Origin of the sequence: Mucisphaera sp., from assembly GCF_965279675.1 — a bacterium.
GTDB lineage: Bacteria > Planctomycetota > Phycisphaerae > Phycisphaerales > Phycisphaeraceae > Mucisphaera.
This window is the reverse complement of sequence record NZ_CBDIIJ010000002.1, coordinates 241,455-264,268: the sequence shown is the minus strand read 5'-3', so window position 1 is coordinate 264,268 and position 22,814 is coordinate 241,455. Positions and strand designations below refer to the sequence as shown.

The following is a 22,814-nucleotide window of genomic DNA, read 5'->3' as shown; positions in this document are numbered from 1 at the left end:
GTATGTGGTGATGATGTATCTCCGGCGTCTCGGCGTGGCGAGGGGTTTTGTTCTGGCGGCCGTGGTCGTTGTTGGTGGGTGTACGGGGTATGGGTCGCTGGATGCGCTGGATCGTGAGTTGGCGGGGCTGATTGATCGGGAGCGTGATCTGACGCTTGGCGAATCGGCGGCGGTGGGTGGCGACGTGGATGACATCGGGCAGGGTCGGACGATCTGGAGTTCGACGCAGGACGATTATCAGCCGGTCACGACTAATACGGAGGCGGAGGTTCTAGCGACGGAGCCTTCGGGTCGGACGATGCGTCGTGGGGATGCGTTGATTTATGCGGAGGTGGCGTCGCCTTTGGATCCTGAGGAGGGTGCGTTGCGGCTCGATCTGGAGCAGCTGCTGGCTTACGCGATCGAGCACGCGCCGGAGTATCGGCGTCAGAAGGAATCTTTGTTTCTCGAGACGCTGGACCTGATCATCGAGCGTCATCTTTGGGGTCCTCGGTTCTTCAACACGACGACGGCGACGATTTCCGGTACGCCTGAGAGCGGGGACTTTGATCAGGCACTGAGCATCGTGAATGACTTTACGGCTCGTCAGCGCCTGCCATACGGCGGTGAGATTTCCGCGACGGCCTTGGTGAACTACACGAACTTTCTGCGTCAGGCGTCGTCGAACACCGAAGGTCAGCAGACGCAGACCGCTGAGGTGGGCTTGAACATCGACCTTCCTTTGCTGCGTGGGGCGGGTGTGGTGGCGCAGGAGAGTCGGATTCAGGCGGAGCGTGATCTGATTTACGCGGTGCGGGAGTTTGAGCGTTTTCGGCGTGAGTTTCTGGTGGATCTATCGAACACGTACTTCGGGTTGATCTTCCAGCAGCAGCAGATCGAGAACGTGCGTCGTCAGCTGCGATCGAACGAGCGGCTGGCGTCGCGTTTTGCGGCCTTGGCGGAGGCGGGTCGTGAGGCGGTGTTCGAGGCGGAGGACGCGCAGCAGACGGTGCTGAGCAACCGGAGCAGCGTTCTGAATGCGGAGGAGCGTTACGCGACGGAGATCGATCGGTTGAAGCTGCGGATCGGGTATCCGCTGGATGAGCCGTTGGTGCTGGTTCCGGCGGAGGTGCTGGTGCCGGAGCCGGTGCTGGTGGTGGGTGCGTCGATCGATACGGCGATGACGAACCGGCTGGATCTGCAGACGGAGCGTGATCGTGTGGATGATGCCCGGCGGGGAGTTCGGGTGGCGAAGAACCAGGTGCTGCCTGACCTGAATCTGGATGGGTCGGTGAGTGCGGGGACGGACAGCAGTGTTGATTTCGGGGGTGGTGACCTGGAGCTGGATGAGGGGGCGTATTCGGTGGGTATTCGGTTTGGGGCACCGATTGATCGGCGGATCGAGCAGGCCCGGTATCGTCGGTCGCTGGTGGCGCTTGAGCAGTCGGAGCGTGATTTTCGGGTGGAGCGGGATCGGGTGGTGTTGGAGGTGAGGGACACGATTCGGGGGATTGATCAGGCGCGGTTCACGCTGGAGCTGCAGACTCGCGGGGTGGAGTTGAACGAGCGTCGGCTGGAGGGCGTGCGGCTTCGTGAGCGGACGCTTGGGCCGAGGCAGGTGATCGAGGCGGAGGAGGACCTGCTAGATGCTCGTAATGCACGGGACGAGGCGGCCTCGAATCTGAGGACGAGTGTGCTTCAGTATCTGCTGAGCACGGGCCAGATGCGGGTGGCATCGGATGGGACCTGGTTGCCGCCTGGGCAGTTGCGCCCGATTGGTACGTTTGAGGACGAGACGATGGAAGGGGCGGGTGAGCCGGTGGGCTCGGCAGGTTCGGGGTCACAGGACGTTACTGAGAGAGGTTAGAGGTATGGCAGCGACTGATAGTGAGCAAAGCGGATCGTGGTTTTTGCGGATCCTCGTCGTTCTATTGTTGATCTTTGGGGCTACTTTTTTTGGTTTTGATTTTGGAGATGCGCAAGAAGGCGAAGGGGTTTCTGCCGGAGATTGGTTCACGGTGGAGCGGCAGGATCTGGATCTGACTTTTGTGGCGACGGGTGAGCTGGAGTCACGGGATCGGATCGAGATCAAGTGTGAGGTGAACGGGCGGGCGACGATTTCCTACATCATTGACGAGGGGACACGGGTTGAGGCGGGGGAGGTGCTGGTGCGTTTGGACGATCAGGAGATCCGCGAGCGGATCGAGAGTCAGGAGCTGGAGGTTGAGACGGCGACGCTGAATCTGACGACGGCCGAGCGGGAGCTAGAGATCCAGCGTAACGAGGCGGAGAGTGCGCAGAAGAACGCGGAGGTGAAGCTGGCTTCGGCTCGGCTGGATTTTGAGAAGTGGCAGCGGGGCGACGTGCCGCAGCGTCGGCGGACGCTTCAGCTGGAGCTCGACAAAGCGCAGCGGAACGTGGTGCGGACGGCGCGGGATTACGAGTTGAGCCGGGATTTGTATGACCAGAACTTCATCAGTCTCAATGAGCTTGAGGATAGTGAGATCGATGAGATCGAGGCGAGGGAGGCCCTGGACTCGGCGAAGCTCGATATTGAGATTTACGAGAACTACGAGCTGGTGAAGCAGCGGCAGGAGAAGGAGACGGCGGTTGAGCAGGCAGAGGCTGAGCTTGAGCGTGAGATCGCGAAGAACGAGGCGCGTCTGGCGCGGTACGAGAGTGATGTGCGGAGCAAGCGTCGTCAGCTTGAGCTTCGTCAGGAGGCGTTGGCGGAGGCGAAGGCTCAGCTCGAGAAGACGGTGATTGTGGCTCCGTCGCCGGGGCTGGTGGTTTATGCGAGTTCGGTGGGTCCGGACTGGCGTCGGGGCGATCCGATGGCGGTGGGGCGTGAGGTGCGTAACAACGAGTCGTTGATTTTCCTGCCGGATGTTTCGGTGATGGACGCGGTGCTGGATGTGCATGAGGCCTTGCTGACGCGGGTTGAGGTTGGCCAGCGTGCGGTGGTTCGTATCCAGGCTCGGCCGGGTCAGCCGGTTGAGGGCCGTGTGAGTGTGATTGGGGTGACGGCGGATGATGGGGGTTGGTTGAATCGGGACTTGCGGCAGTACAAGGTTCGCGTGCAGCTGCCTGATGGCTTTGATACGACGCTGAAGCCGGCGATGCGTCTGTCGGCGGAGATCTTCACGGATCGTGTGGAGGATGAGGTGGTGGTGCCGATTCAGTCGGTGCTGGTGGAGGGGGACAGGAGTTTTGTGTTTGTCTCGGCTGGCGGGGGTCGGGTGCAGCGTCAGGCGGTTGAGACCGGGCGTTCGAACGACACGATGGTTGAGCTGGTCAGCGGGGTTGAGGAGGGGACGCGGGTGCTGCTGCGGCGGCCACGGCCGGGTGAAGAGCTGCAGGTCGCTACGGAAGAGGCGGAAGATGGTGAGGTTGAGAGCGCGGCTTAGGCAGCGTCAGTCGTCCTGATCGACGGGTGGGCTGACGGTGAAAGACCAAGGGCGATCGATGATCATTTCGATCGGCAGGGTCGCGATGTTGTAGGCGAAGACGGCGGGTCTCTCGATGACGTCCCAAGATTGATCGAGGGTCCAGCCTTTGGGCTTAGCGCTGGCCACGGCCTGGCGGAGGTTTTCCTGGTGTGAGCGGCTGGCGGTGGGGTCGGTTTCGATGTCGCCTATGTGATTGAGGTAGTGGGGCGGGTGGTTGATATTGCCGGCGGGGTAGATGAGACGTGTCGTGGTCCAGTCGTCGCGGAGGCCACCATCGTCGACGCCCAGGGGCAGGGCAGGGCGGGCGGTGGGTAGTGAGCGGGGTGCGTGGGTGGGCTCGGGTTGGCTGTTGCATCCGAGGAGGAGGGCCGTGAGCGCCGCGGCGGTGAGGGTTGTTCTGAAGGTCATGTTGATAGTTTAGCAGGGTGATTGGTGGCGACGCGGGTGTTGGGGGCTTGGGGTTGTGAGGTGGCTTGTGGATTGCTACGTTGATCGATTCCCCTAAGCGGGCCGTTGGCGGTTTTGTGGGGCCGAGTTGGTTTGTGTTTAGTGAGTTGCTGCTGTGGACGATGCGATACGAAAAGCAGAGGTTCTGGTTGAGGCGCACCCGTATATCCGGGCTTTTGCGGGTAAGACGGTGGTGGTGAAGGTGGGGGGCTCGATCATGGACGAGCCGGAGACGCTTGGGCGTCTATTGGATGATGTGAGCTTCATGTGTACGGTCGGGATGCGGCCGGTGCTGGTGCATGGCGGGGGCAAGGGTATCACGGCGGCGATGAAGGAGGCGGGCCTGGAGGCGCAGTTTGTTCAGGGTCGGCGGTATACGGATGAGCGGACGCTGGCGATCGCTGAGCACGTGCTGATCTCGACGATCAACGCGCCGATGATCGAGCGGTTGAAGTCGATGGGGACGCGGTCGCTTGGGTTGCACAGTCTGTCGAGTTGTGTGGTGTTTGCGGAGCGGCTGATGCTGGCGGGGGAAGGGGGTCGGAAGGTGGATATCGGGTTGGTGGGGCAGGTGACGGGGGTGAGCAGTGATGTGTTGCAGGCGCTGGTTGAGGCGGGGACGGTACCGGTGATTGCGCCGATTGCCCGGGATCGTGCGGGTGGGAAGCTGAACATCAACGCGGATTCGGTGGCGGGTCACGTGGCGGCGGCGATGAAGGCGGAGAAGCTGGTGCTGGTGAGTGATACGCATGGGATCCGGCTATCCGAGAAGCCGGAGGACCTGGCGCGTCACTTGTCTCGGAAGCAGATTGAGGAGCTGGTGGATAGCGGGGTGATCACGGCGGGGATGCTTCCGAAGGTGGAGGCGAGTCTGATTGCGCTGGAGGCGGGTGTGCGGAAGGCTCACATCATTGATGGGCGGATCCCGCATGCGTTGCTGTTAGAGGTTTATACGGAGAAGGGGATTGGGACCGAGATTGTTCTCGAGGAAGGCCAGCAGGTATCGGTATGAAGCATTTTCTGACGATTTCGGAGACGCCTTCTGAGCGGTTGACATCCATGCTGGATCGGGCGAAGGCGTTGCGGGGGCGTCGGGGGGTGGACACCGGTGTGCCGATGGCGGAGTTGACGATGGCACTGCTGTTTCAGAAGCCGAGCCTGCGGACACGTGTGAGTTTTGAGCAGGCGGTGCTGGATCTGGGGGGGCATCCGATGGTGCTGGGTCAGCACGAGGTGGGGCTGGGCAAGCGGGAGCCGGTTCAGGATGTGGCGCGGGTGCTTGGCGGGATGGTGGATGTGATCGGTGCGCGGGTGTTTGCGCACGCGGATCTTGAGGGTCTGGCCGAGCACAGCGGGGTGCCGGTGGTCAACATGCTCAGTGATCTATCGCATCCGGCGCAGGCGCTGGCGGATGTGTTGACGATGATGGATGAGTTCGGCGACGACCTGCGGGGGCTTGAGGTTGCTTATGTGGGGGACGGCAACAACGTGGCTCGGAGTCTGGCGGCGGCGTGTGCGAAGCTGGGGCTTGGCTTTCGGCTGGCGAGTCCTTCGGGGTATGGGCTGGACGGGGCGTTTGTGGAGCGGCTGAGGTCAGAGGGGCTGACGGCGGTGCTGACGGCGGATCCTGTGGAGGCGGTGGCCGGTGCGGATGTCGTTTATACAGATACGTTTACGTCGATGGGGCAGGAGGATGAGAAGGAGGCTCGACAGAAGATCTTCGCCGGGTATCAGGTGGATGGGGCGTTGATGGGGAAGGCGGCTGAGCGGGCGATTGTGCTTCATTGCATGCCGGCTTATCGGGGTGAGGAGATCTCGGCGGAGGTGTTTGACGGCCCGCAGAGTCGTGTGATTGCGCAGGCGCACAACCGTCTTCATGCGCAGAAGGGCTTGCTGGCGGAATTGGTCTGCTAGGGTGTAGTCACTGACGGGCGTTTCGTGCTCGTCGGGTTGAGGACGCCATGGACGAGCCGATCGACGAACCGCAAGACGAGCCGCAGGAAGATCCGACGCCTGAGCAGGAGCCGGTGGGCTTTGATCTGTCTCGTGTGGTGTTGATTGTGGTGGGGGCTCATCTGCGTGCGGAGGAGGCGGATCGGACGCTGGCTTATCAGTTGATGAGTGCGGTTGAGACCTGGGTGGAGGAGCATCAGGAGTATCTGGAGGAGGACCTGCGGGCGATGGTCTGCACGGATGCGTTGTATCTGAATGACGAGTCGCTTCATCACCGGGCGACGATCAGCGTGGGTGGGCCGGGTGTGAATGCGTTGTCGGCGTATTTTGCGCAGCAGATGGAAGGGGATTCGGATCTGCGGCCGGATCAGGTGATTATTCAGATGGACCCGGATTTTGCGGATTTACGGGTGGCGATCTGGGGTGTGAATCACGAGACGACGGATCAGGGGGTGGGGCTGTTCATCAGGGACTACCTGGATGGTTTTCTGCGTGCGGTGGCGACACAGGTGGAGCCGCGGGATGGCTGATCGGTCGGTTGCCTGCCTAGAGTCTGCGTCATGGGGACGTCTTTGAGTTCATGCACACGAACGCTGTTGCTGGTTTGCACGGGAAATACGTGTCGGTCGCCTATGGCTGAGGCGATTGCCCGTGATCTGCTGGAGAAGAAGCATGGGGTGCGGGAGCGGGGTCTGGCATCGGTCGGTCTGAGGGTGGCTTCGGCGGGGGTGATGACGTCGGGTGGGAGTCCGGCGAGCGGGGAGGCGGTGGATGTGATGGCTTCGATGGGACTCGACTTGTCGGGTCATGTTTCTCAGCCGGTCACCCGGGAGTTGTTGAGCGAGTCATCGCTGATTCTGGCGATGACGCGAGGGCATCTGGAGACGTTGCTGGCGGCGGCCCCGGATGTTCGGGATCGGGCGGCGTTGTTGGACCCTGAGGGTGATATTGACGATCCGATCGGTCAGCCCGCCGAGGTTTATGAGCGGGTGGCTAAGCGGATGCGGGTGCTGCTGACTGCGGTGATCGAGAACTACGATCTGTAGCCTGGGGCTGGGCTTAGGAAAGTTTGTGGGGGGTTCGGCTTGCCAGCGACGGCGGACTGGGGATGATGCTGACTTGGCAGTCACAGGAGTTCGGCTTTGAGCTATCGCGTGCGAGTTGAGGGTGTGTCCTGGGTTGAGGCGATGCCGCTGTTGAAGCTGGCTCGTGCCTGGGGGGTGGCTCTTCGTCTGGAGGCCTGGTCGGTGGCTTACCTCGGGTTGGGCCTGCATCTGCTTGGGGTGGCGTTGATTGCGATGCTCATGGGTGATCGGGATCGGTTGTGGGCGACTCAGGGCGTGTTGGATTTATTGGGGCAGATGCTGCTGCCGATCGGGTTGTTCCAGGGCAGCGTGGTGGCTTGGGTGTTGTGGGCGTTTCAGGTTTATCTGCTCAAAGCGGTCTTCGGTGGGGTGCTGTGCCGGATTGCGGCGCAGCGGTGGGCTCAGTTGACGAGCCAGGGCATGGTGCCTGCGTTTCGTGTGGTGCTGCGTCGGTTCGGCTGGTACACGCTGACGCCTGCCCTGCCGGTTTTTGTTGGTGTGTGTTTGTTGATTCCGTTGGTGGTAGCGGGGTTGCTGCTTCGGCTGCCGGTTTTTGACTGGCTGGGCATGGCGCTGGCGGGACCTGGGCTGCTGCTGGGTCTGCTTGCGGTGGTGGTGCTGGTGGGTCTGGCTGTGGCGGGGATGCTGTTTTATCCGTCGCTGGCGGTGGAGGGGACGGATGGTTACGACGCGTTAAGCCGGATTTATTCGTTTGCTGTAGGGCGGCCGCTTTCGTATTTGGGGGCGCTGGTGCTGCTGGTGTTCTTCGGGCTGGCGGGGGGCGCGTTGCTGGTTGGCGTGGTGGGTGGTGCGGTGGTTGGTGGTGTGTGGCTGCTGTCGCTGGTTTCCGGGTTGAGGATGGATCTGCTCTGGACGGGCGTGGCTGCGTCTTCGGCGGCGGAGGCGGTGTGGTGGTGGGTGCTGCTGATGGTGCTTCTGATTCCCGCTGCGGTGGTGGCGTATGTGTATGCCGGGCTGACATTGATTTATCTGACGCTCCGTCAGCTGTTTGATGGGACACCAGCGAGTGAGGTGGCTGAGGTCGATGAGCCCGGCACGGGGCCGGCGGCGGGGTCGTAAGGTGCTGAGAGTCTGGCTGATCGGTGCTGCGATCGTGATGGCGGGCTGGGCTTCGCCTGGGTTTGCGGAGCAGCGGGTGGTGAGTCTAGCTCCGGCGTTGTCTCGGATGATTGTGGATCTGGGGGCGGCGGATCGGCTGGTGGGGGTTTCGGAGTACGACACGGCGACAGAGGGTTTGCCGGTGGTTGGGAGCATGGCGGCGATCGACCGGGAGCGTTTGATCGCGGTGCGTCCGACGCTGGTGCTGCACATGGGGCTGATGGCGGCGAGCGGGCAGCGGTTGCCGGCTTTGGCGAGGCGATCGGGTTTTGCGTTGCATGGTTTTCGGTATCCGAATCGGGTGGGTGAGGTCTGGGATTTACTGGCGGTGGATCCGACGGAGACGGACGGTGCGGAGGCTGGGATCACGGTGGGTTCGCTGCTCTCGCTGGAAGCAGAGGCGCGGGCGTTGCGGGCGTCGCTTGAGGCTCGGCTGGAGGAGGTGCGTGCGTTGGTTGCCGATCGCGAGCGGCCTGCTGCGTTGCTGGTGATCGGTGTGGAGCCGGTGGCGGCTTCGGGGCCGGGGACGGTGCTGGATGAGATGCTGGCTTTGGCGGGTGGTCGGAACGCGTTGGGCGAAGCGGGGGGGACGTATCAGACGCTTGACCATGAGTTGTTGCGGGCGGTGTCGCCTGAGGTGGTGTTTCTGTTGTTGCCGGGAGCGCCGGTGTTCACTGAGGATGATCGTCGGCTGGTTCCGTGGGCGCGTGCGGAGACGGCGGCGTGGCGGGATGAGCGTGTGTATCTGATTCGTGATCCTGAGGTGCTGCTGCCATCGACGGGGCTGGTGGATGTGGTGGAGGAGATGGCGGGGTTGCTGCACCCCGGTGTGTTTGAGGATGAGGGCGGATCGGCCGGGGTGGATGATGAGTGATGCGGGTCGTCGGTACGGCTGGGTCTGGCTGCTGGGCGTGCTGTTGCTGGCTGCTGCGGGGCGGCTGTTCGTGGGGTCGGCTTCGCTGGGGCTGCCTGCGTTGCCTGAGATTCTGTCGGCGCGGCTGGATCTTTTATTTGTGGGTCTGGTGGTGGGAGCTGCGTTGGCGCTGAGCGGGGTGGGCTTGCAGGTGCTGCTGAGGAACCCGCTCGCCGAGCCTTATGTGTTGGGGCTGGCGAGCGGGGCGGCGTTGGGCGTGCTGGTTCAGGGTTTGGTTGAGACGCGGTGGGGCTTGCCGCTGGGGCCGCGGGCATTGGCGGCGGCGCTGGGTGCGGCGGCTGCGATGGGTGTGGTGATGCTGGCTGGTCGTCGGCGGGGGATGTTGGACCCGTTGACGCTGCTTCTGGTTGGCGTGGTCGTGTCGACGCTTTGCGGGGCGCTGCTGATGTTGCTGAATCATCTGGCGGGTCCCGGACCGGTCAGGGATGATCTGGCGCGGTGGGTGATGGGTTATCTGGATCCGTGGGTGGCGCGTTCGACGGTGGGGCTGCTGGGGTTGCTGGTGTTTGGTATTGGGGTTCGTTTGTGGTGGCAGGCCGCTCGTCTGGATATCGCGACCCTGAGTGAGGCGGAGGCGCGGTCACTGGGGATCGGTTTGCGTCGCCTGAGGGTAGAGCTGTTTTTGAGTGCGGCGGTGTTGTCGGGTCTGGCGGTGACGCTGGCGGGTCCGATTGCGTTTGTCGGGTTGGTGGCTCCACACGTGGCTCGTTTGCTGGTGGGCTATGGGCATGCCGGTTTGGTGCCGGCGGCGGCGATCCTTGGGGCGTCGCTGGTTCTGCTGGCCGATACGCTGAGTGCGGGCTTGGCCTGGCTTGGCTTGTCGTTTGGCCATGGGATGGGGACGCTTCCGATTGGTATTTTTACGGCGCTGATTGGCGGGCCGGTGTTCATCTGGTTGCTTCGGCGTGATGGTCTTGCGAGAGGAGGCTCGGTGTGAGCGAGCACTTTGCGGATCGTCTTCAGAAGGCGATTGATGTTTGTGGGGCGCCGGTGTGTGTCGGTCTGGACCCGGTTCTTGAGCGGTTGCCGGTGACGGCAGAGGAGCCGTTAGCGGCGATTGAGACGTTTTGTGAGGGTGTTCTGGAAGCCGTGGCTGGGGTGGTGCCGGTGGTAAAGTTTCAGTCGGCCTGCTTTGAGCGATACGGCTGGCGGGGTGTGCGCTTGCTGGAATCGCTGCTGGTGCGGGGTCGTGAGCGGGGCGTGCTTTCGATCAATGATGCGAAGCGCGGTGATATTGCGATCAGCGCTTCGCATTATGCGGAGGCGCTGCTGGGGCAAGCGGATTCTGCCGACGCGTTGACGATTAACGGATACCTGGGGCAGGATTCGATTGAGCCGTTTGTGGAGGTCGCGAAGCGTGAGGGGGCTGGTTTGTTCGTGCTGGTTCGGACGAGCAACCCGGGCGGCGATGCGCTGCAGGCGACAACGCTGGCCGGTGGTGGCACGGTGGCCTCGTGTCTGGCGGAGATTGTGCGTGCGTGCGGGGCGGGCTTGTTAGGCGACCAGACGGGGCTGAGTTGCGTGGGTGCGGTGGTGGGTGCGACCAAGGCGGACGAAGCCGAGCGGCTGCGTGCGGTGATGCCGGAGCAGATTTTTCTGCTGCCGGGGTTTGGGGCGCAGGGCGGGGATGCGAAGGGGCTGAGGCGTTTTGCGACGGCTGAGGGTAGAGGGCTGCTGGTGACGGCGAGCCGTTCGGTGATCTATCCGGGTGGGACGGGATCGGATTGGCGGGGGGCGATTCGGTTGGCGGCGGAGCGGATGCGTGACGAAGTGGCGGCTGCTCTTGGTTGAGCGCTGTCTTGTCAGCGTTTGAGCCAGTCGGCGATGGTGCGGTCGTAGCGGGCGGTGCGGTCGAAGGCGGCTGCGGCGAGTTCCTGCCTGAGTGCCAGGGTGGTGCCGCCGTCGTGCTCGTCGAGCTGGTTGCTGACGGCGTCGTACTGTGAGGGGTTGCAGAGGCAGGCGACGAAGGGGTGGTTCTTGGCGGCGCTTCGGATCATGGATGGCCCGCCGATGTCGATCTGCTCGACGGCTTCGGGTCGGGTGCAGCCGGGTTGTTCGATGGTCTGTTCGAAGGGGTAGAGGTTGATGACGACCATGTCGATGGGCGTGATCTGGTGTGTTTCGAGGGCGGCGGCGTGGTCGGGGTTGTCTCTGAGGGCGAGCAGGCCGCCATGGACCTTGGGGTGGAGGGTTTTGACGCGGCCGTCCATCATCTCGGGGAAGCCTGTGAGTTCTTCGACGAGCATGACTTCGAGGCCGGCTGCTTTGAGGGCTTTGGCGGTGCCGCCGGTTGAGATCAGCTTGACGTTGTGGTTGATGAGCTGATTGGCGAAGGGCACGAGGTCGGTCTTGTCTGAGACGGACAGGAGCGCGCTGCGGACCTTGATGAGGTCGTTCATCGGTGGTCTTTCTGGTTCTTTGGGGGCTGGTGTCAGTTGTGTTCGTTGATGCGGAGGACACGTCCTGAGGGGGAGATCAGGACGAGGTCCTGGTCGTTGAGCATCAGGACCTGCGCGAGGCGTCTGGTGGGTGCCTTTGCGACGGTGTCGCCGTCTTCGGTATCGAGTATCAGGATGGAGGTCTCGGTGTAGGCGAGGAGGCGGTTGTTCTGGACGGCGATGGGCGTGGCGGGTGTGTCGATCTGCCAGAGGGTGTCGCCGGTCGCCGGGTCGATGCTGAAGAGGCCGATCTCATTGACGGGGAGGTAGAGGTTGCCGTCGAGCAGTTCGGCGGGTCGCGTGAGTTGGCGGGTTCCCCGGAAGATCCAGACGTCTTCGCCGGTATGGCGATCAAGGGCGTAGAGCGAGCGATCGTGGGAGGCGAAGGCGACGAAGTCGTTGGCGATGATGGGTCTCGAGGAGACGCGGTCGTAGGAGATCCGTCGCCAGAGCACCTCACCGGTGTCGGCGTTGAGCAGGGCGGAGGTTCCCTTGTCATCGGCGACGGCGACGCGGTTGTCGGTGACTGCGATGGGTGCTGAGATGGAGGCACTCATGCCGTATTCCCAGGCTGGGAAACCGGCGCGGATCTGGTGAGCGTAGATGCGTCCGTTGACGGCTCCGAAGAGCGCGAGATCGCCGTAGAGCGTGGGTTCGCTCTGGACGACGTGTGGGAGGTCGATGCGATCGACGACGAAGCCGCTGTCGGTGGAGATGGTGTAGAGGCTTTTGACGGTGTTGATGAGGATGCGGTCTTCGTAGCGGAGGGGTTTGAAGAGCCGGCCTTCGCCGAGGCCGATGACGCTACGCCAGCGGACAGCACCGGTGCTGGCGTCGAGGGCGGAGACGACGTTGCCGGGGTGTTCGAGGATGAGGATGAGGTCGTCGAGGAGGGCGGCGTCGATGATCTGGTTGCCATCGGGCGTGGCCAGATTCTGGGCCCAGCCGACGCTGTAGCCGACGGTGGCGGCTTCGGAGGGGTCGATGATGAGGCCGATGCGGCGAGGGGGCTCGAAGCTTTGATCGTTAGAGACGCAGCCGGCGAGGCCGGTGAGGCTGATCAGGGCGATGAGGCACAGGCATCCAAACGTAGAGATACGCATCACTCGGGGGTCTCCGCAGCCGTTTTGGGATCTAAGCACGGCTCGGAGCAGTATCAAGGGGTGCCGGAACCCGGTCAAGCCGGGTTTGTGGCTTGTGGTGATGCTCGCGCGTGGCTGAGCTCAGGTGTTGGCGATGGCCGCGCGTTTCTTGCCGATGAGTTCGATCAGGTTTTTGTGAGGGTCCGCGAACTTGGCGGTTCCCTCGTTGAGGAGGGTGGTTTCGAGGTGATCGGGATCGACGAGGGCGTCGATCTGGTCGAGCACGGCCTTAGGGGGCATGTCCTCGATGGTGCGGGTGTAGGTTTTACCCATGTCTTTGACGGCGGCGTTGGTGGCGGGGGGATTGGTCTGGATGTCGGAGCCGACGAGGGCGCCGACGTATTTGTCGGCGGGGTCTTCGGGTTTTTTGGTGCCGGTCGAGGCGAAGATGATTTCCTGGTCGAGCTTGAGGTTTTTGTCGGCCCAGAAGGCCTGGTTGTCCTGCCAGAGGCGTTTGGCGTTGACGATGCCGACCTGTCCCTGCGCTTCGGCGGAGAGATCGGGGAGGTGCTTTTCGGTGTAGACATCGACGCGTGAGATGAAGATGGAGTAGACGCTTTTGAAGGTATCGAGCCCGCCGGGGCGTCGTTGAGCACCGCGCCAGACGGCCTCACGGGCGGCTTCGTACTGTCGCTGGGAGAAGATGAGGGTGACGTTGAGGGCGATGCCTGCGGCGGCGATTTCCTCGAGGGCGCCGAGACCGGCTTCGGTGGCGGGGACCTTGATCATGCGGTTGTCGTGGCCGGCGGCCCACTTTTTGCCGAGTTCGATGTAGCGGCTGATGCGTTCGGGGAGGGCGGGGGCGAGCTCGTGGTCTTCGAGCAAGGGGTCAAGTTCGAAGCTGACCCAGCCGTCGTTGCATTCGGTCTGTTTCCAGGTGTCGTGGAAGCTGGCCTGAGCGTTGCTGACGAGCTTGTCGGTGATGGCCCAGGCGATGTCTTCGTCGGAGAGGTCTTTGTCGAAGTAGCTGCCGAGGTCGTCGTCGAAGCGGCCGGTCTTGATGAGGTCGGCGATGATGATGGGGTTGGAGGTGGCTCCCGATGCTCCAAGGGCTTTGTTGCGTTTGATTTCTTCGGGGTCGATGGAATCGAGCCAGAGTCGGGTTCCCTGATCGACGATGGAGCGGAGCGGTGAGGTCATTTGGGCTCTTTCCTGGTGTGTGCTCTGTGTGTTCGGGACTTCGTTGGTTTGAGCCTACTCGTTTGAGCTGCTGGCTTCCATGGACTTGTTGAACCAGTTGATGAATTGTGTGGTCGTGTGTCCGCCGGTGAATCGGGAGATGGGTTCGCCTTGTGCGCTGACCAGGATGGTGGTGGGGATGGCGTTGACCCGGTACTGGTTGGCGAGTTTCTCGGCGGTTTGCCCTTCGCTGCCTGAGGCGGTGAGATCGACCAGGACGGGTGTGGCCTTGGCTGTGAGCGTTTGTGAGACTTCATCCCGGCTGAGGACGTTCTGCTTGAAGTTCTGGCAGGGCCCGCACCAGTCGGCGGTGAAGAAGAGGACCTGGGGTTTGTCGGTTGTCGCTGCTGCGGCCGGGGTGGACCAGACCGTGGGGTCGAGTTTGGTAGTGGTGTTGGGCGGGAGGGCGAGGAGCAGGCCGGAGACCAGCAGGGCGGCTGCGAGCAGGCCGAAGGTGGTGGGGCTCCATGATCGGTTTTTGGTGTCTTGAGACATGTCTTCGGGCTCCGGGTGTTGGATCGGTCATTTGATCCCCTAAACAACGCTGGAGAGGTGCTGGTTTCTTCCAAGGCCGGCTTGTTGATGAATTGGCTAACCCGTCTGTCGGGCGGAATCAGGCCTGGGAGATGAGCAGGGCCAGGAGCAGTCCGCCTGCGACGGCCCAGCCGACGGCGGCGAGGATGAGGATGGCGTTGATGTTGTTGCCGGACGCGTCTTTGAGTTCGACGAGGGGTGAGTCTTCGACGGTGTCGCCGGCGAGGACGGAGAGCGAGGACATGTCGAAGAGCTTGCGTGCGTGGACGGGGGCTTCTCCCTTGCTGACGGCGGTGAGGTCTTCGAGGAGGTCCTGAGTGGACTCATAGCGTTTGTTGCGGTCCTTGGCCATGCAGACTTCGATGATCTCGCCCAGGCCGGTGGAGATGCGTGGGTTGAGGTGGTCGGGCGGGACGAGTTCGGCCTTGAGGTGCTGGTGCATGACGGCGGAGGGGTTGGGGCCGTCGAAGGGCACCTGTCCGGTGACGGCGTGGTAGAGGGTGGCTCCGAGCCCGTAGATATCGGCCCGGAAATCGACGTTACGTTCGCCCCGGATCTGTTCGGGTGAGATGTAGTAGGGGGTTCCGTAGGCTTTGCCGGCCTCGGCTTCGGCGGCTTCGCGGTCGGAGATGGCCCGAGCCAGGCCCATGTCGGCGAGTTTCACCTTGCCATCGTTGGTGAGCATGATGTTCTTGGGCTTGACGTCGCGGTGGATGAACCCTGCCTCGTGGGCGTGTTCGAGGGCTTTGGCGACGGGGATGGCGATTTCGAGGGCGTCTTCTTCGGAGAGGTGGCCTTTTTCGGAGAGCTCGTCGTAGACGGTGTGTCCCTCGACGTACTCCATGACGAAGTAGTGGTACTCGCCGGCCTTGCCGACGTCGATGGCCTGGACGATGTTGGGGTGGTTGAGTTTGGCGGCGGCGCGTCCTTCGGCGTAGAAGCGCTCGACGAACTGGGGGTTGTTGGTGTGCTTGCGGGGGAGGACTTTGATGGCGACGAGGCGGTCGAGGCTGAGCTGGCGGGCTTTGTGGACGGTGGCCATGGCACCGGCGCCGAGTCGGCCCATGAGTTCGTAGCCGGGGATCTGCTGATCGCCCTTGCTGGCCTCGATTTCGGGGATGAGGCGTTCGACCTGCTTGCGTGTGACGATGCCCTCGGCGACGAGAAAATGGGCAAGGCTGGCGTGGCGTGGGTCGGAGCCGTCGTTGGCGGCCCGCTGCTTCTCCAGGCACCTCTGGACTTCGCTGGACGTTGCGAGACCCCGTTCGACCACGAGTCGTCCGACCATGGAGTCGATGTTTGCTCGCTTGCTTTCGGCCATCTTCTGAGTTCTCGGGAATCTAAGGATGGATGAGACGCGGGCCACCCGTCGCCCATAAGGTACCTATTCTTGCGTGGGAAGCCGAGCTTCCTGCTATCTCTGTTCTTCGGCTGGACCTTTGACAGGGTTCTGTGCAAGTGAGCGCTTTGTGATCACGGCGGACGAATCTGAACTGCGTGTCTGGCTCGAGGACGAGCTGGCGGGTGTCGTGAGCCGGTTTGAGGCCGAGTTGGCGAGCGAGCTGTCGTGTGTGAACTGGCTGTCTGAGTATGTCCAGCGCTATCGGGGCAAGATGCTTCGCCCGACGCTGGTGCTGCTGAGCGGTCACGCGACCGGGCCGGAGGAGGAGGGTGTAAGGGATGCGCACCGGGTGGCTGCGACGGTGGTGGAGATGGTGCACATGGCGACCCTGGTGCATGACGACATTCTTGACGAGGCGGATCTGAGGCGTCGGGGGGCGACGATCAATCGGCTTCGAGGGAATGAAGCGGCTGTTATGCTTGGTGATTATCTGATCAGCCATGCTTATCACCTGTGCTCGTCGCTGGAGCACACCTGGGTGAGTCGGGCGGTGGGTCGTGTGACGAACACGGTGTGCGAGGGGGAGTTGCTGCAGCTTGAGCATCGGCAGGACTGGTCGCTGGATCGGCGGACGTATCTGGAGATTATTCGGCGGAAGACAGGGAGCCTGTGCGGGCTGTGCTGCTGGCTGGGTGCGGCGCTCTGGCGTGATGAGCCGGGTGTGCCGGGTCGTGACGACGAGGGTGAAGCTGGGGCACTCTGGCGGTTTGGAGAAAGTCTTGGGGTGGCGTTTCAGGTCGCTGATGACGTGCTCGATCTCACGGGCGATCAGGAACGTGTGGGCAAGACGCTGGGTGTTGACTTGAGGAAGGGCAAGTTGACGCTGCCTGTGATCATCTACCTGGCGTCGCTGGATGAGGGTGAGCTTGCGGAGACGTTGGGGCTGATTGAGCGTTTGTCGTCGGTGGACGCTGAGGAATCGGCCGGGCTTACCGAGCGGATTCGCGAGGGGGTGGTTGCGTCGGGTGCGTTGTCGGCGGCCAAGGTTGAAGCAGAGACACTGCTCAAACAGGGTGTTTCGGAGGGATTACGCGGTTTATCGGACGGGCCGGCGACGCAAACCCTGCGTGCGATGGCCGAACGTGTGATCGATCGCCAGGCGTAAAACCGATACTTGTCTGCGTGTGATGGAATCAGGCGCTTCCCTGTGGGCGTTGATGGACTAGACTTATGGTTGAGATAAGCCTGCGAGTCTTTGTGTATGAATGAGCCTCGTCCACGCATCATGGTTCTTGGCAGCGGTCTTCCGATCGAGGAGACGGCGCTGCGTGAACTCGATCGGGCTTTTGAGTTATCCCGGATTGATGATGTGAGTCAGGCGATCGAATCGCTCAAGAGCGAGCCGTACGACGCGGTGTTTGCGGCCGTGGGTGATTTTCTTCCGCTTGAGCGGGCGCTGGTTGAAGACCGGGCTTCGCTGGTACTGAACACGATTGGCGAGGGTGTGCTGCTGGTCGATCGTCAGGGGCGGAGTTCGTGGTGCAACAAGAAGATGCGGACGTTCAAGCCCGACGTCTTCGAGCAGGCCAAGCGGATTGGGTTGCAGGCGTTGACGATTTTTTCTTCGCAGGCGTCGCCTGTGGCGGAACACACGGGCCCGAGGTCCAAGAAGTTCACCTTCCAGGTGGGCGAGCAGTACTTCGAGATGATCTGTTCCGGGGTTCCTGATGAAGAGGGGCATGTTCGGCAGATCGTCGGGGTGGTGTGGGACGCGACCAGCGGCCGGCGGATCCAGGGGAAGATCGATGCGATCGATGCGTCGGGGCGTGAGTTGTCGCGAATTGACCGGGAAGCGGTGACGAAGCTGTCGCCGCCTGAGCGGCTGAAGCTGCTGCAGGACAAGATCATCAAGTATTCGAAGGACTTGATGCACTTCGATCATTTTGCGATCCGTCTGTTGGATCGGCGTGCGAACAAGCTGGAAGTGGTGATCTCCGAGGGGCTGCCCACCGATGCGCTGGAGATTGATCTCTATGCCCAGCCCGAGGGCAACGGCATCAGCGGTTACGTGGCGGCGACGGGGCGGAGTTATATCTGTCACGACACCGAGAAGGACCCGCGGTATGTCGTCGGGCTCGAGCATTGCAAGAGTTCGCTGACGGTCCCGCTGATGCTCGATGACCGGGTGATCGGGGTGTACAACGTTGAGTCGGAAACGGTCGGTGCCTTCACCGAGGACGATCGTCAGTTTGCCGAGATCTTTGCCCGGCCGGTGGCGCAGGCGCTGCACCTGCTTGACCTGCTGTTGACCGAGCGGTGTGCGACGTCGGGTCAGGTGGCGGATTCGGTGGTGCAGGGTCTGGCGGCCCCGTTGAATGATGTGGTCTCCGAGGCTCAGTCGTTGATGGAGGAGTACATCGGCGACGACACGATGCGTCAGCGGCTTGGCAGGATCATCGATCAGGTCCAGGTGATGCGAGACTCGATCAAGCAGGCGGCGGCGGGGCCGGGTGTGGTGCTTGGGGGCTCGGGAGGTCGAGAGGTTGATGTCGATCCGAACTTCGCTGGTCGGAAGGTGTTGATTGCTGATGACGAGCGCAACATCCGGGAGACGATCAGGGACATTCTTAAGCGTCAGGGGTGTGAGGTTGAGATCTGCAAGGATGGGTATGAGGCTTGTTGTCGACTCGAGCAAGGCTTTTACGATCTGGTGATCTCCGACATTCGGATGCCGTATCGCAACGGCTACGAGATTTTTGCAGCGGCTCAGCGGAGTCGGGAAGGCACCCCGGTGGTGTTGATGACGGGCTTTGGGTATGACCCTCATCATTCGATCGTGCGGGCGAGTCAGGAAGGCTTGTCGAGCGTGATGTTCAAGCCGTTCAAGGTTGAGCAGCTTTTGGATGAGGTGCGCAAGGCCTGGGGTGTGGTGACGCCGGAGCCAGCGACGAATGGCACGAGTGAGTCGCAGGGTGCCTGATAGCGCGGAGAAGGCGGCTCGTCGGGACCAGAGGGATCGTTCGCGGGCGGGTGTGATCCAGGCTCTGGCGGGGTTATGCGAGCGGTTTCCGGATCTGGACCCGGGTGCGGCTGGAGATGTGACGGATGGGGGTGTCGGAGGGGATGCGACGGCGTATGCGCTGCGACAGGGTGTGCTTCGGCGATGGTTGACGCTTGAGTCGCTGGTTGAGCGGGCTTATGGCAAGCCTGTGCGTCGGCTGGAGCCAGTGATGCACGGCTTGTTGTTGGCGGGCGCGTTTGAGCTGGTTTTTCAGGACGGGACGCCTGGACCGGCGGTGGTCACGGCGTATGTCGATCTGGCGAAGAAGTTGGTGCGTCCGGGTGCCGGTGGGCTTGCCAATGCGTCGTTACGCAAGCTCGCGGGGTGGCGAGAGGATGCGCGGCTTGTTGAGACCCAGGAGGTAGGGCCGGCGATCGTCCCATTGGCTGGTGGACGGTCGCTGGTGTTTCCGGGGCCGGTTCTGCCTGATCCGGCAGTCGATCGGGTGGGCTATGGTTCGGCGGCTTTCAGTCTGAGCCGTGCGTTGGTCAAGCGCTGGTTCGGGCGGTTCAAGGAGGATGCCTGGTCGCTGATGGCGCAGAGTCTGGAGCAGCCGGCCCTGATCGTGTCGGGGCTCGGGTCTGAGGCGGCTTCGGTGGCAGAGGTCGTTCCGCATGATCGCGAGGGTTTCTGGGTGTATCGCGGAGCGATGTCGGAGCTGGCCGGCTTGCTGGCTAGAGGTATGGGGCCGCGTGTTCAGGATCCAACAGCGGCGGAGGCGGTTGCCTCGACGGCGGATTTGAGGCCGGGGCGGATTCTTGATCTCTGTGCGGGGCGTGGCACCAAGAGCGTGCAGGCATTGGCATTGCACCCTGAGGCGGAACTCTTTGCCTACGAGCCTCATGCCGAGCGGGCGGCGTCTTTGCAGGAGTTGGCGGGCGTTGAGCCCAGGCTGAAGGTCGTTCGGGACGAAGAACTAGACGCAGGGTCTTTCGATCTGGTTCTGGCGGATGTGCCGTGTACGAATGCGGGTGTACTCGCGCGGCGACTCGAGGCGAGGTATCGGTTCGGTCACCGATCGCTCGATGATGTGAGGGGGCTGCAGAAGCGGATTCTTGGTCGTGCTTTTGAGCTTGTGACGCCGGGTGGGTGTGTGCTTTACAGCACCTGCAGTCTTGAGCCGGAAGAGAATGAGCAGCAGGTCCAGCGACTGATCCGGAAAAAACCGGCTCGGCTGCTCGACCAGAGGCTGACCCTTCCCGGCGGCCGTGGCGTGTCGTACCACGATGGAGGCTTCATAGCGCGAATCGAGCGGGTATCCTGACCTTTCCTTAGCTGGCTGGACGGCCAGCGCGGCTATACTGAGCTGAGGGTGGGGGGGATAAACGGTGGATTCAACGGCCGTTGGGTCTTGAAGCAATTGGAGGCTGACAGGCATCATGGCTGTTCGTATGGAATTGTCGAAGATTCTGATTCGGGAGACGGCGGACACGCACATCGTCGAACTCCGTGAGGTGGAGGGGGAGCGGGTTTTCGCGATTCTGATCGGTCTGGCCGAGGCCCGGGCGATTGAGCGGCGGTTGATGGATGTGGTTCCGCCTCGGCCTCAGACCCACGAGTTGCTGGCTTCTGTCATCGATTCGGTGGGGTACACGGTGGAGGCTGTGATTCTTAATGATTTAAAAGAAGGGACTTATTTCGCTCGACTGCAGCTTCGCAAGGGTGATGAGCTGGTGGAGGTGGACTCGCGACCGAGTGACGCGTTGGCGATCGGGGTGGCTGGCGATGTGCCGATTTACGTCGAAGAACACGTGCTGGACGAGGCCACGCGGCCGGCCTGAGCCGTTGTTGGGGGGAACCAGGTTTAGTACTGCCTAGATCGAGCTAGCCGGTGGGTACATGAGGGCGATTGGGTCCGGGTGTGGGTGGAGCGTATCTGGTTGACAGGGGTTTTGGTCGGGTTACACTGTGCGGCTCGCCTCATTTGGGAGGCAGTTCCCGAGACCGGAGTGACGTATGACCGCTGGCAAGATCCGAATCCGCATGGAAGCGTATGACCACCAGGCTCTCGATGCTTCGGCGCGTGAGATCGTGGATCATGCCAAGCGGACGAACGCACGCGTCGCCGGCCCGGTTCCCCTGCCGACCCGCATCGAGCGTTACACCGTTCTGCGTGGTCCGCACATCGATAAGAAGAGCCGCGAGCAGTTCGAGATTCGGACGCATAAGCGGATCATTGACATCAGCGAGCCGAATGCACGTACGGTGGAGGCTCTGAACCGTTTGGTGGTTCCGGCTGGTGTGTTCGTGAAGATCAAGGCCTAGGCCGATCTGACTGGTACTTTCCCGCTGGCTAGGGCCGGCGTTCATCAAACAGGGCATGGTCCTCTGGCTTCGGCCACGACCCGCTCGGCGAGCCCCCTGAGAGGTTTGAGGCAGATGCCTACCGCGATCCTTGGCAAAAAAGTCGGCATGACCCGGTATTTTGATGGCGACGGGAACAACATTCCCGTGACGGTCATAGAGGCTGGTCCCTGCTTTGTCAGTCAGATCAAGACTGAAGAGGGTGATGGCTACCACGCCGTACAGATCGCCTATGAGGACCTTCGTCCTCGGCGTTCGACGATGCCTGAGATCGGTCACGATGCGAAGGCGGGGCTGAGCCCCAAGCGGACGCGTCGGGAGATCCGGTTCGATGAGGCCGTTGACGGCTACGAACTGGGACAGGAAATCAGCGTCGAGGCGTTTGAGTCGGTTAAGTACGTCGATGTGACCGGCACCAGCAAAGGCAAGGGCACGGCGGGTGTGATGAAGCGTCACAACTTCCGTGGTCAGGAAGCCAGCCACGGCGTCGAGCGTAAGCACCGGTCGCCAGGTTCGGTGGGCGGCCGATCGAGTAACCTCGGTACCGGTAAGCCCAAGAAGGGCATCCGGATGGCGGGGCGACTGGGCAACGAACGTGTGACGGTCAGGAGTCTGGCTGTTGTTGGCATTGATAAGGAGCGGCGTCTGCTGCTGGTCAAAGGGCCTGTGCCCGGACCCAAGTCGGGTCTGGTGATGGTTCGTGAGGCCAAGCGGCTGTACAAGCAGAAGGCAAGCTAGCAGGGGGCGTCAGTCCTTTATGGATACTGCGTCCTGGCGACATGCCGAGTGATTGAGCCGTGCCGGATGGTGACCTGAGGGTCAGCCGGCGGAACAGGTACGACCCGCGACCGTGATGCGGGTCATAGGTGAAAGCCATGATTGAACTTCCAGTCCATTCCCAGACCGGCGACTCGCTCGGCACCGTGCAGGTGGACGAGGCGTTGCTTGGGGGTGAGGTTCGCCCGGCCCTGCTCAAGCAGGCCTATGTCCGGATTCATGCGAACAAGCGCCAGGGGACGTCCAAGACCAAGGCCCGCGGTGAGGTCGAGGGTTCGACCCGCAAGCTTTACAAGCAGAAGGGCACGGGCAACGCGCGGCGTGGCTCGATTCGGGCCAACATCCTTCGCGGCGGTGGTCATGCCAAGGCTAAGCGTCCCAAGAGCTGGCGTCAGGGGATGCCGGTGAAGATGCGTCGCCTGGCCAATCGGAATGCGATTCTTGCCAAGGCGGTGGATGGGGAGATCAAGCTCGTCGACAAGATCGATTTCGAGAAGCCCAGCACCAAGGCGTTCGCCGGGATGCTCGAAGCCCTCAAGATTGATCGTTCCTGTCTGGTTGCGATGGAATCGACCGTGGGCAACGCCGCCCGTTCGGCAAAGAACCTCAACGATGTCCAGCTGACGCACATCGATCGGCTGAATGTGTTTGATCTGCTGACGAATCGTTACCTGGTGGCCGAGAAGGCTGCGTTCGAGGCTTATCTCGAGCGGGTCAAGACGCAGCTGGCGGGACAGAAAGCGGAGGGTCAGAACGATGCGTGATGCGATCCACATCATCAAGAAGCCGCTGATCACTGAGAAGTCGAGCTGGGAAAGCAACGAGCGGAACCGGTACAGCTTTGAGGTGGCTCGCGAGGCTCGCAAGCCTGAGATCAAGAAGGCGATCGAAGAGCTTTACGACGTCAAGGTGGTCCGGGTGGCGACCCAGATCCGCAAGGGCGAGATCCGGCGGACGCGTTTTGGTTCCGCCCGGCGTCCGGACTGGAAGCGTGCAACCGTTCAACTCGAGGAAGGGCAGCGTATCGAGTTGTTCTGAGTTCACGATCCCTGAATGGGGATCTGAGCCAGT

Annotated in this window: 24 protein-coding genes; 18 read left to right on the top strand and 6 right to left on the bottom strand. The window is 62.3% G+C overall.

The features are described 5' to 3' along the window. Window positions 1–10: 10 nt before the first annotated feature. Entirely contained in the window at window positions 11–1,846 is a 1,836-nt protein-coding gene (locus tag ACQZAB_RS01130) for a TolC family protein (protein ID WP_428386356.1), read from the top strand. A gap of 4 nt (window positions 1,847–1,850) precedes the next feature. Continuing rightward, window positions 1,851–3,386 carry an efflux RND transporter periplasmic adaptor subunit gene (locus ACQZAB_RS01125; protein WP_428386354.1) on the top strand — a complete coding sequence of 512 codons (1,536 nt, stop codon included), beginning with the start codon at window positions 1,851–1,853 and terminating at the stop codon, window positions 3,384–3,386. Between the two features lie 6 nt (window positions 3,387–3,392). Here ACQZAB_RS01125 and ACQZAB_RS01120 read toward each other — a convergent pair whose 3' ends face one another. Next, on the bottom strand, window positions 3,393–3,836 hold the full coding sequence (locus ACQZAB_RS01120) for a hypothetical protein (RefSeq protein ID WP_428386352.1): 444 nt from the start codon (window positions 3,834–3,836) through the stop codon (window positions 3,393–3,395). 154 nt (window positions 3,837–3,990) lie between these two features. On the opposite strand from ACQZAB_RS01120, the gene argB reads away from it, so the two are divergent. From argB to pyrF, 8 genes are all read left to right on the top strand, one after another. Continuing rightward, the gene (gene argB / locus ACQZAB_RS01115; protein WP_428386351.1) at window positions 3,991–4,887 is read left to right on the top strand and encodes an acetylglutamate kinase; all 897 of its coding nucleotides are present in this window, start codon (window positions 3,991–3,993) and stop codon (window positions 4,885–4,887) included. Next, window positions 4,884–5,789: an ornithine carbamoyltransferase gene (gene argF, locus ACQZAB_RS01110; RefSeq protein WP_428386350.1), complete on the top strand. Its 906-nt coding sequence runs from the start codon at window positions 4,884–4,886 to the stop codon at window positions 5,787–5,789. The genes argB and argF overlap by 4 nt, the downstream gene beginning before the upstream one ends. Before the next feature lie 47 nt (window positions 5,790–5,836). Continuing rightward, window positions 5,837–6,358 (top strand): hypothetical protein, encoded by a 522-nt coding sequence (locus ACQZAB_RS01105; protein WP_428386349.1) that lies wholly within the window; start codon window positions 5,837–5,839, stop codon window positions 6,356–6,358. A gap of 30 nt (window positions 6,359–6,388) precedes the next feature. Beyond that, window positions 6,389–6,874 carry a low molecular weight protein arginine phosphatase gene (locus ACQZAB_RS01100; protein ID WP_428386348.1) on the top strand — a complete coding sequence of 162 codons (486 nt, stop codon included), beginning with the start codon at window positions 6,389–6,391 and terminating at the stop codon, window positions 6,872–6,874. Between the two features lie 96 nt (window positions 6,875–6,970). Next, window positions 6,971–7,993 carry a hypothetical protein gene (locus tag ACQZAB_RS01095; RefSeq protein ID WP_428386346.1) on the top strand — a complete coding sequence of 341 codons (1,023 nt, stop codon included), beginning with the start codon at window positions 6,971–6,973 and terminating at the stop codon, window positions 7,991–7,993. Then, window positions 7,959–8,906 carry an ABC transporter substrate-binding protein gene (locus tag ACQZAB_RS01090; protein ID WP_428386344.1) on the top strand — a complete coding sequence of 316 codons (948 nt, stop codon included), beginning with the start codon at window positions 7,959–7,961 and terminating at the stop codon, window positions 8,904–8,906. Before ACQZAB_RS01095 ends, ACQZAB_RS01090 begins: the two co-directional genes overlap by 35 nt. Continuing rightward, on the top strand, window positions 8,899–9,903 hold the full coding sequence (locus ACQZAB_RS01085) for a FecCD family ABC transporter permease (RefSeq protein ID WP_428386342.1): 1,005 nt from the start codon (window positions 8,899–8,901) through the stop codon (window positions 9,901–9,903). Before ACQZAB_RS01090 ends, ACQZAB_RS01085 begins: the two co-directional genes overlap by 8 nt. Beyond that, a complete protein-coding gene (gene pyrF, locus ACQZAB_RS01080) occupies window positions 9,900–10,757 on the top strand; it encodes an orotidine-5'-phosphate decarboxylase (RefSeq protein WP_428386340.1) in 858 nt (285 codons plus the stop codon). Before ACQZAB_RS01085 ends, pyrF begins: the two co-directional genes overlap by 4 nt. Window positions 10,758–10,768: 11 nt before the next feature. On the opposite strand, the gene ACQZAB_RS01075 is transcribed toward pyrF, so the two are convergent. The 5 genes from ACQZAB_RS01075 to ACQZAB_RS01055 all read right to left on the bottom strand — a co-directional run bounded on the left by ACQZAB_RS01075 (window position 10,769) and on the right by ACQZAB_RS01055 (window position 15,580). After that, window positions 10,769–11,365, bottom strand: a complete 597-nt coding sequence (locus ACQZAB_RS01075) for an IMP cyclohydrolase (protein ID WP_428386338.1) — start codon at window positions 11,363–11,365, stop codon at window positions 10,769–10,771. Between the two features lie 32 nt (window positions 11,366–11,397). Then, window positions 11,398–12,507: a PQQ-binding-like beta-propeller repeat protein gene (locus tag ACQZAB_RS01070; RefSeq protein ID WP_428386337.1), complete on the bottom strand. Its 1,110-nt coding sequence runs from the start codon at window positions 12,505–12,507 to the stop codon at window positions 11,398–11,400. A gap of 120 nt (window positions 12,508–12,627) precedes the next feature. Further along, window positions 12,628–13,686, bottom strand: coding sequence for a transaldolase family protein (locus ACQZAB_RS01065; protein WP_428386335.1), 1,059 nt, complete (start codon window positions 13,684–13,686; stop codon window positions 12,628–12,630). Window positions 13,687–13,740: 54 nt separating this feature from the next. Beyond that, window positions 13,741–14,220, bottom strand: a complete 480-nt coding sequence (locus ACQZAB_RS01060; protein ID WP_428386334.1) for a thioredoxin family protein — start codon at window positions 14,218–14,220, stop codon at window positions 13,741–13,743. 118 nt (window positions 14,221–14,338) lie between these two features. Beyond that, a complete protein-coding gene (locus ACQZAB_RS01055; RefSeq protein WP_428386332.1) occupies window positions 14,339–15,580 on the bottom strand; it encodes a protein kinase domain-containing protein in 1,242 nt (413 codons plus the stop codon). 148 nt (window positions 15,581–15,728) lie between these two features. Here ACQZAB_RS01055 and ACQZAB_RS01050 point away from each other — a divergent pair, with 148 nt between their 5' ends. The 8 genes from ACQZAB_RS01050 (at window position 15,729) to rplW (ending at window position 22,781) form a co-directional block, all read left to right on the top strand. Continuing rightward, the gene (locus ACQZAB_RS01050; protein WP_428386330.1) at window positions 15,729–16,766 is read left to right on the top strand and encodes a polyprenyl synthetase family protein; all 1,038 of its coding nucleotides are present in this window, start codon (window positions 15,729–15,731) and stop codon (window positions 16,764–16,766) included. A gap of 96 nt (window positions 16,767–16,862) precedes the next feature. Then, window positions 16,863–18,581, top strand: a complete 1,719-nt coding sequence (locus ACQZAB_RS01045) for a response regulator (protein ID WP_428386328.1) — start codon at window positions 16,863–16,865, stop codon at window positions 18,579–18,581. Next, the gene (locus ACQZAB_RS01040; protein ID WP_428386326.1) at window positions 18,553–19,926 is read left to right on the top strand and encodes a transcription antitermination factor NusB; all 1,374 of its coding nucleotides are present in this window, start codon (window positions 18,553–18,555) and stop codon (window positions 19,924–19,926) included. The genes ACQZAB_RS01045 and ACQZAB_RS01040 overlap by 29 nt, the downstream gene beginning before the upstream one ends. Window positions 19,927–20,041: 115 nt before the next feature. Continuing rightward, a complete protein-coding gene (locus ACQZAB_RS01035; RefSeq protein WP_428386324.1) occupies window positions 20,042–20,443 on the top strand; it encodes a bifunctional nuclease family protein in 402 nt (133 codons plus the stop codon). 175 nt (window positions 20,444–20,618) lie between these two features. Further along, window positions 20,619–20,927 (top strand): 30S ribosomal protein S10, encoded by a 309-nt coding sequence (gene rpsJ, locus ACQZAB_RS01030; RefSeq protein WP_428386323.1) that lies wholly within the window; start codon window positions 20,619–20,621, stop codon window positions 20,925–20,927. 105 nt (window positions 20,928–21,032) lie between these two features. After that, entirely contained in the window at window positions 21,033–21,704 is a 672-nt protein-coding gene (rplC, locus tag ACQZAB_RS01025) for a 50S ribosomal protein L3 (RefSeq protein WP_428386322.1), read from the top strand. Between the two features lie 137 nt (window positions 21,705–21,841). After that, window positions 21,842–22,507 carry a 50S ribosomal protein L4 gene (rplD, locus tag ACQZAB_RS01020; RefSeq protein ID WP_428386321.1) on the top strand — a complete coding sequence of 222 codons (666 nt, stop codon included), beginning with the start codon at window positions 21,842–21,844 and terminating at the stop codon, window positions 22,505–22,507. Continuing rightward, window positions 22,500–22,781 carry a 50S ribosomal protein L23 gene (rplW, locus tag ACQZAB_RS01015; RefSeq protein WP_428386320.1) on the top strand — a complete coding sequence of 94 codons (282 nt, stop codon included), beginning with the start codon at window positions 22,500–22,502 and terminating at the stop codon, window positions 22,779–22,781. Before rplD ends, rplW begins: the two co-directional genes overlap by 8 nt. Window positions 22,782–22,814: the final 33 nt, after the last annotated feature.

Excerpts from the sequence above, each read along its gene's own strand:
- ACQZAB_RS01130 (WP_428386356.1), top strand. The coding sequence starts at position 11 with ATGATGTATCTCCGGCGTCTCGGCGTGGCGAGGGGTTTTGTTCTGGCG.
- ACQZAB_RS01125 (WP_428386354.1), top strand. The coding sequence starts at position 1,851 with ATGGCAGCGACTGATAGTGAGCAAAGCGGATCGTGGTTTTTGCGGATC.
- ACQZAB_RS01120 (WP_428386352.1), bottom strand. The coding sequence starts at position 3,836 with ATGACCTTCAGAACAACCCTCACCGCCGCGGCGCTCACGGCCCTCCTC.
- argF (WP_428386350.1), top strand. The coding sequence starts at position 4,884 with ATGAAGCATTTTCTGACGATTTCGGAGACGCCTTCTGAGCGGTTGACA.
- ACQZAB_RS01105 (WP_428386349.1), top strand. The coding sequence starts at position 5,837 with ATGGACGAGCCGATCGACGAACCGCAAGACGAGCCGCAGGAAGATCCG.
- ACQZAB_RS01100 (WP_428386348.1), top strand. The coding sequence starts at position 6,389 with ATGGGGACGTCTTTGAGTTCATGCACACGAACGCTGTTGCTGGTTTGC.
- ACQZAB_RS01090 (WP_428386344.1), top strand. The coding sequence starts at position 7,959 with ATGAGCCCGGCACGGGGCCGGCGGCGGGGTCGTAAGGTGCTGAGAGTC.
- ACQZAB_RS01085 (WP_428386342.1), top strand. The coding sequence starts at position 8,899 with ATGAGTGATGCGGGTCGTCGGTACGGCTGGGTCTGGCTGCTGGGCGTG.
- ACQZAB_RS01075 (WP_428386338.1), bottom strand. The coding sequence starts at position 11,365 with ATGAACGACCTCATCAAGGTCCGCAGCGCGCTCCTGTCCGTCTCAGAC.
- ACQZAB_RS01070 (WP_428386337.1), bottom strand. The coding sequence starts at position 12,507 with ATGCGTATCTCTACGTTTGGATGCCTGTGCCTCATCGCCCTGATCAGC.
- ACQZAB_RS01065 (WP_428386335.1), bottom strand. The coding sequence starts at position 13,686 with ATGACCTCACCGCTCCGCTCCATCGTCGATCAGGGAACCCGACTCTGG.
- ACQZAB_RS01060 (WP_428386334.1), bottom strand. The coding sequence starts at position 14,220 with ATGTCTCAAGACACCAAAAACCGATCATGGAGCCCCACCACCTTCGGC.
- ACQZAB_RS01055 (WP_428386332.1), bottom strand. The coding sequence starts at position 15,580 with ATGGCCGAAAGCAAGCGAGCAAACATCGACTCCATGGTCGGACGACTC.
- ACQZAB_RS01045 (WP_428386328.1), top strand. The coding sequence starts at position 16,863 with ATGAATGAGCCTCGTCCACGCATCATGGTTCTTGGCAGCGGTCTTCCG.
- ACQZAB_RS01040 (WP_428386326.1), top strand. The coding sequence starts at position 18,553 with ATGGCACGAGTGAGTCGCAGGGTGCCTGATAGCGCGGAGAAGGCGGCT.
- ACQZAB_RS01035 (WP_428386324.1), top strand. The coding sequence starts at position 20,042 with ATGGCTGTTCGTATGGAATTGTCGAAGATTCTGATTCGGGAGACGGCG.
- rpsJ (WP_428386323.1), top strand. The coding sequence starts at position 20,619 with ATGACCGCTGGCAAGATCCGAATCCGCATGGAAGCGTATGACCACCAG.
- rplD (WP_428386321.1), top strand. The coding sequence starts at position 21,842 with ATGATTGAACTTCCAGTCCATTCCCAGACCGGCGACTCGCTCGGCACC.
- rplW (WP_428386320.1), top strand. The coding sequence starts at position 22,500 with ATGCGTGATGCGATCCACATCATCAAGAAGCCGCTGATCACTGAGAAG.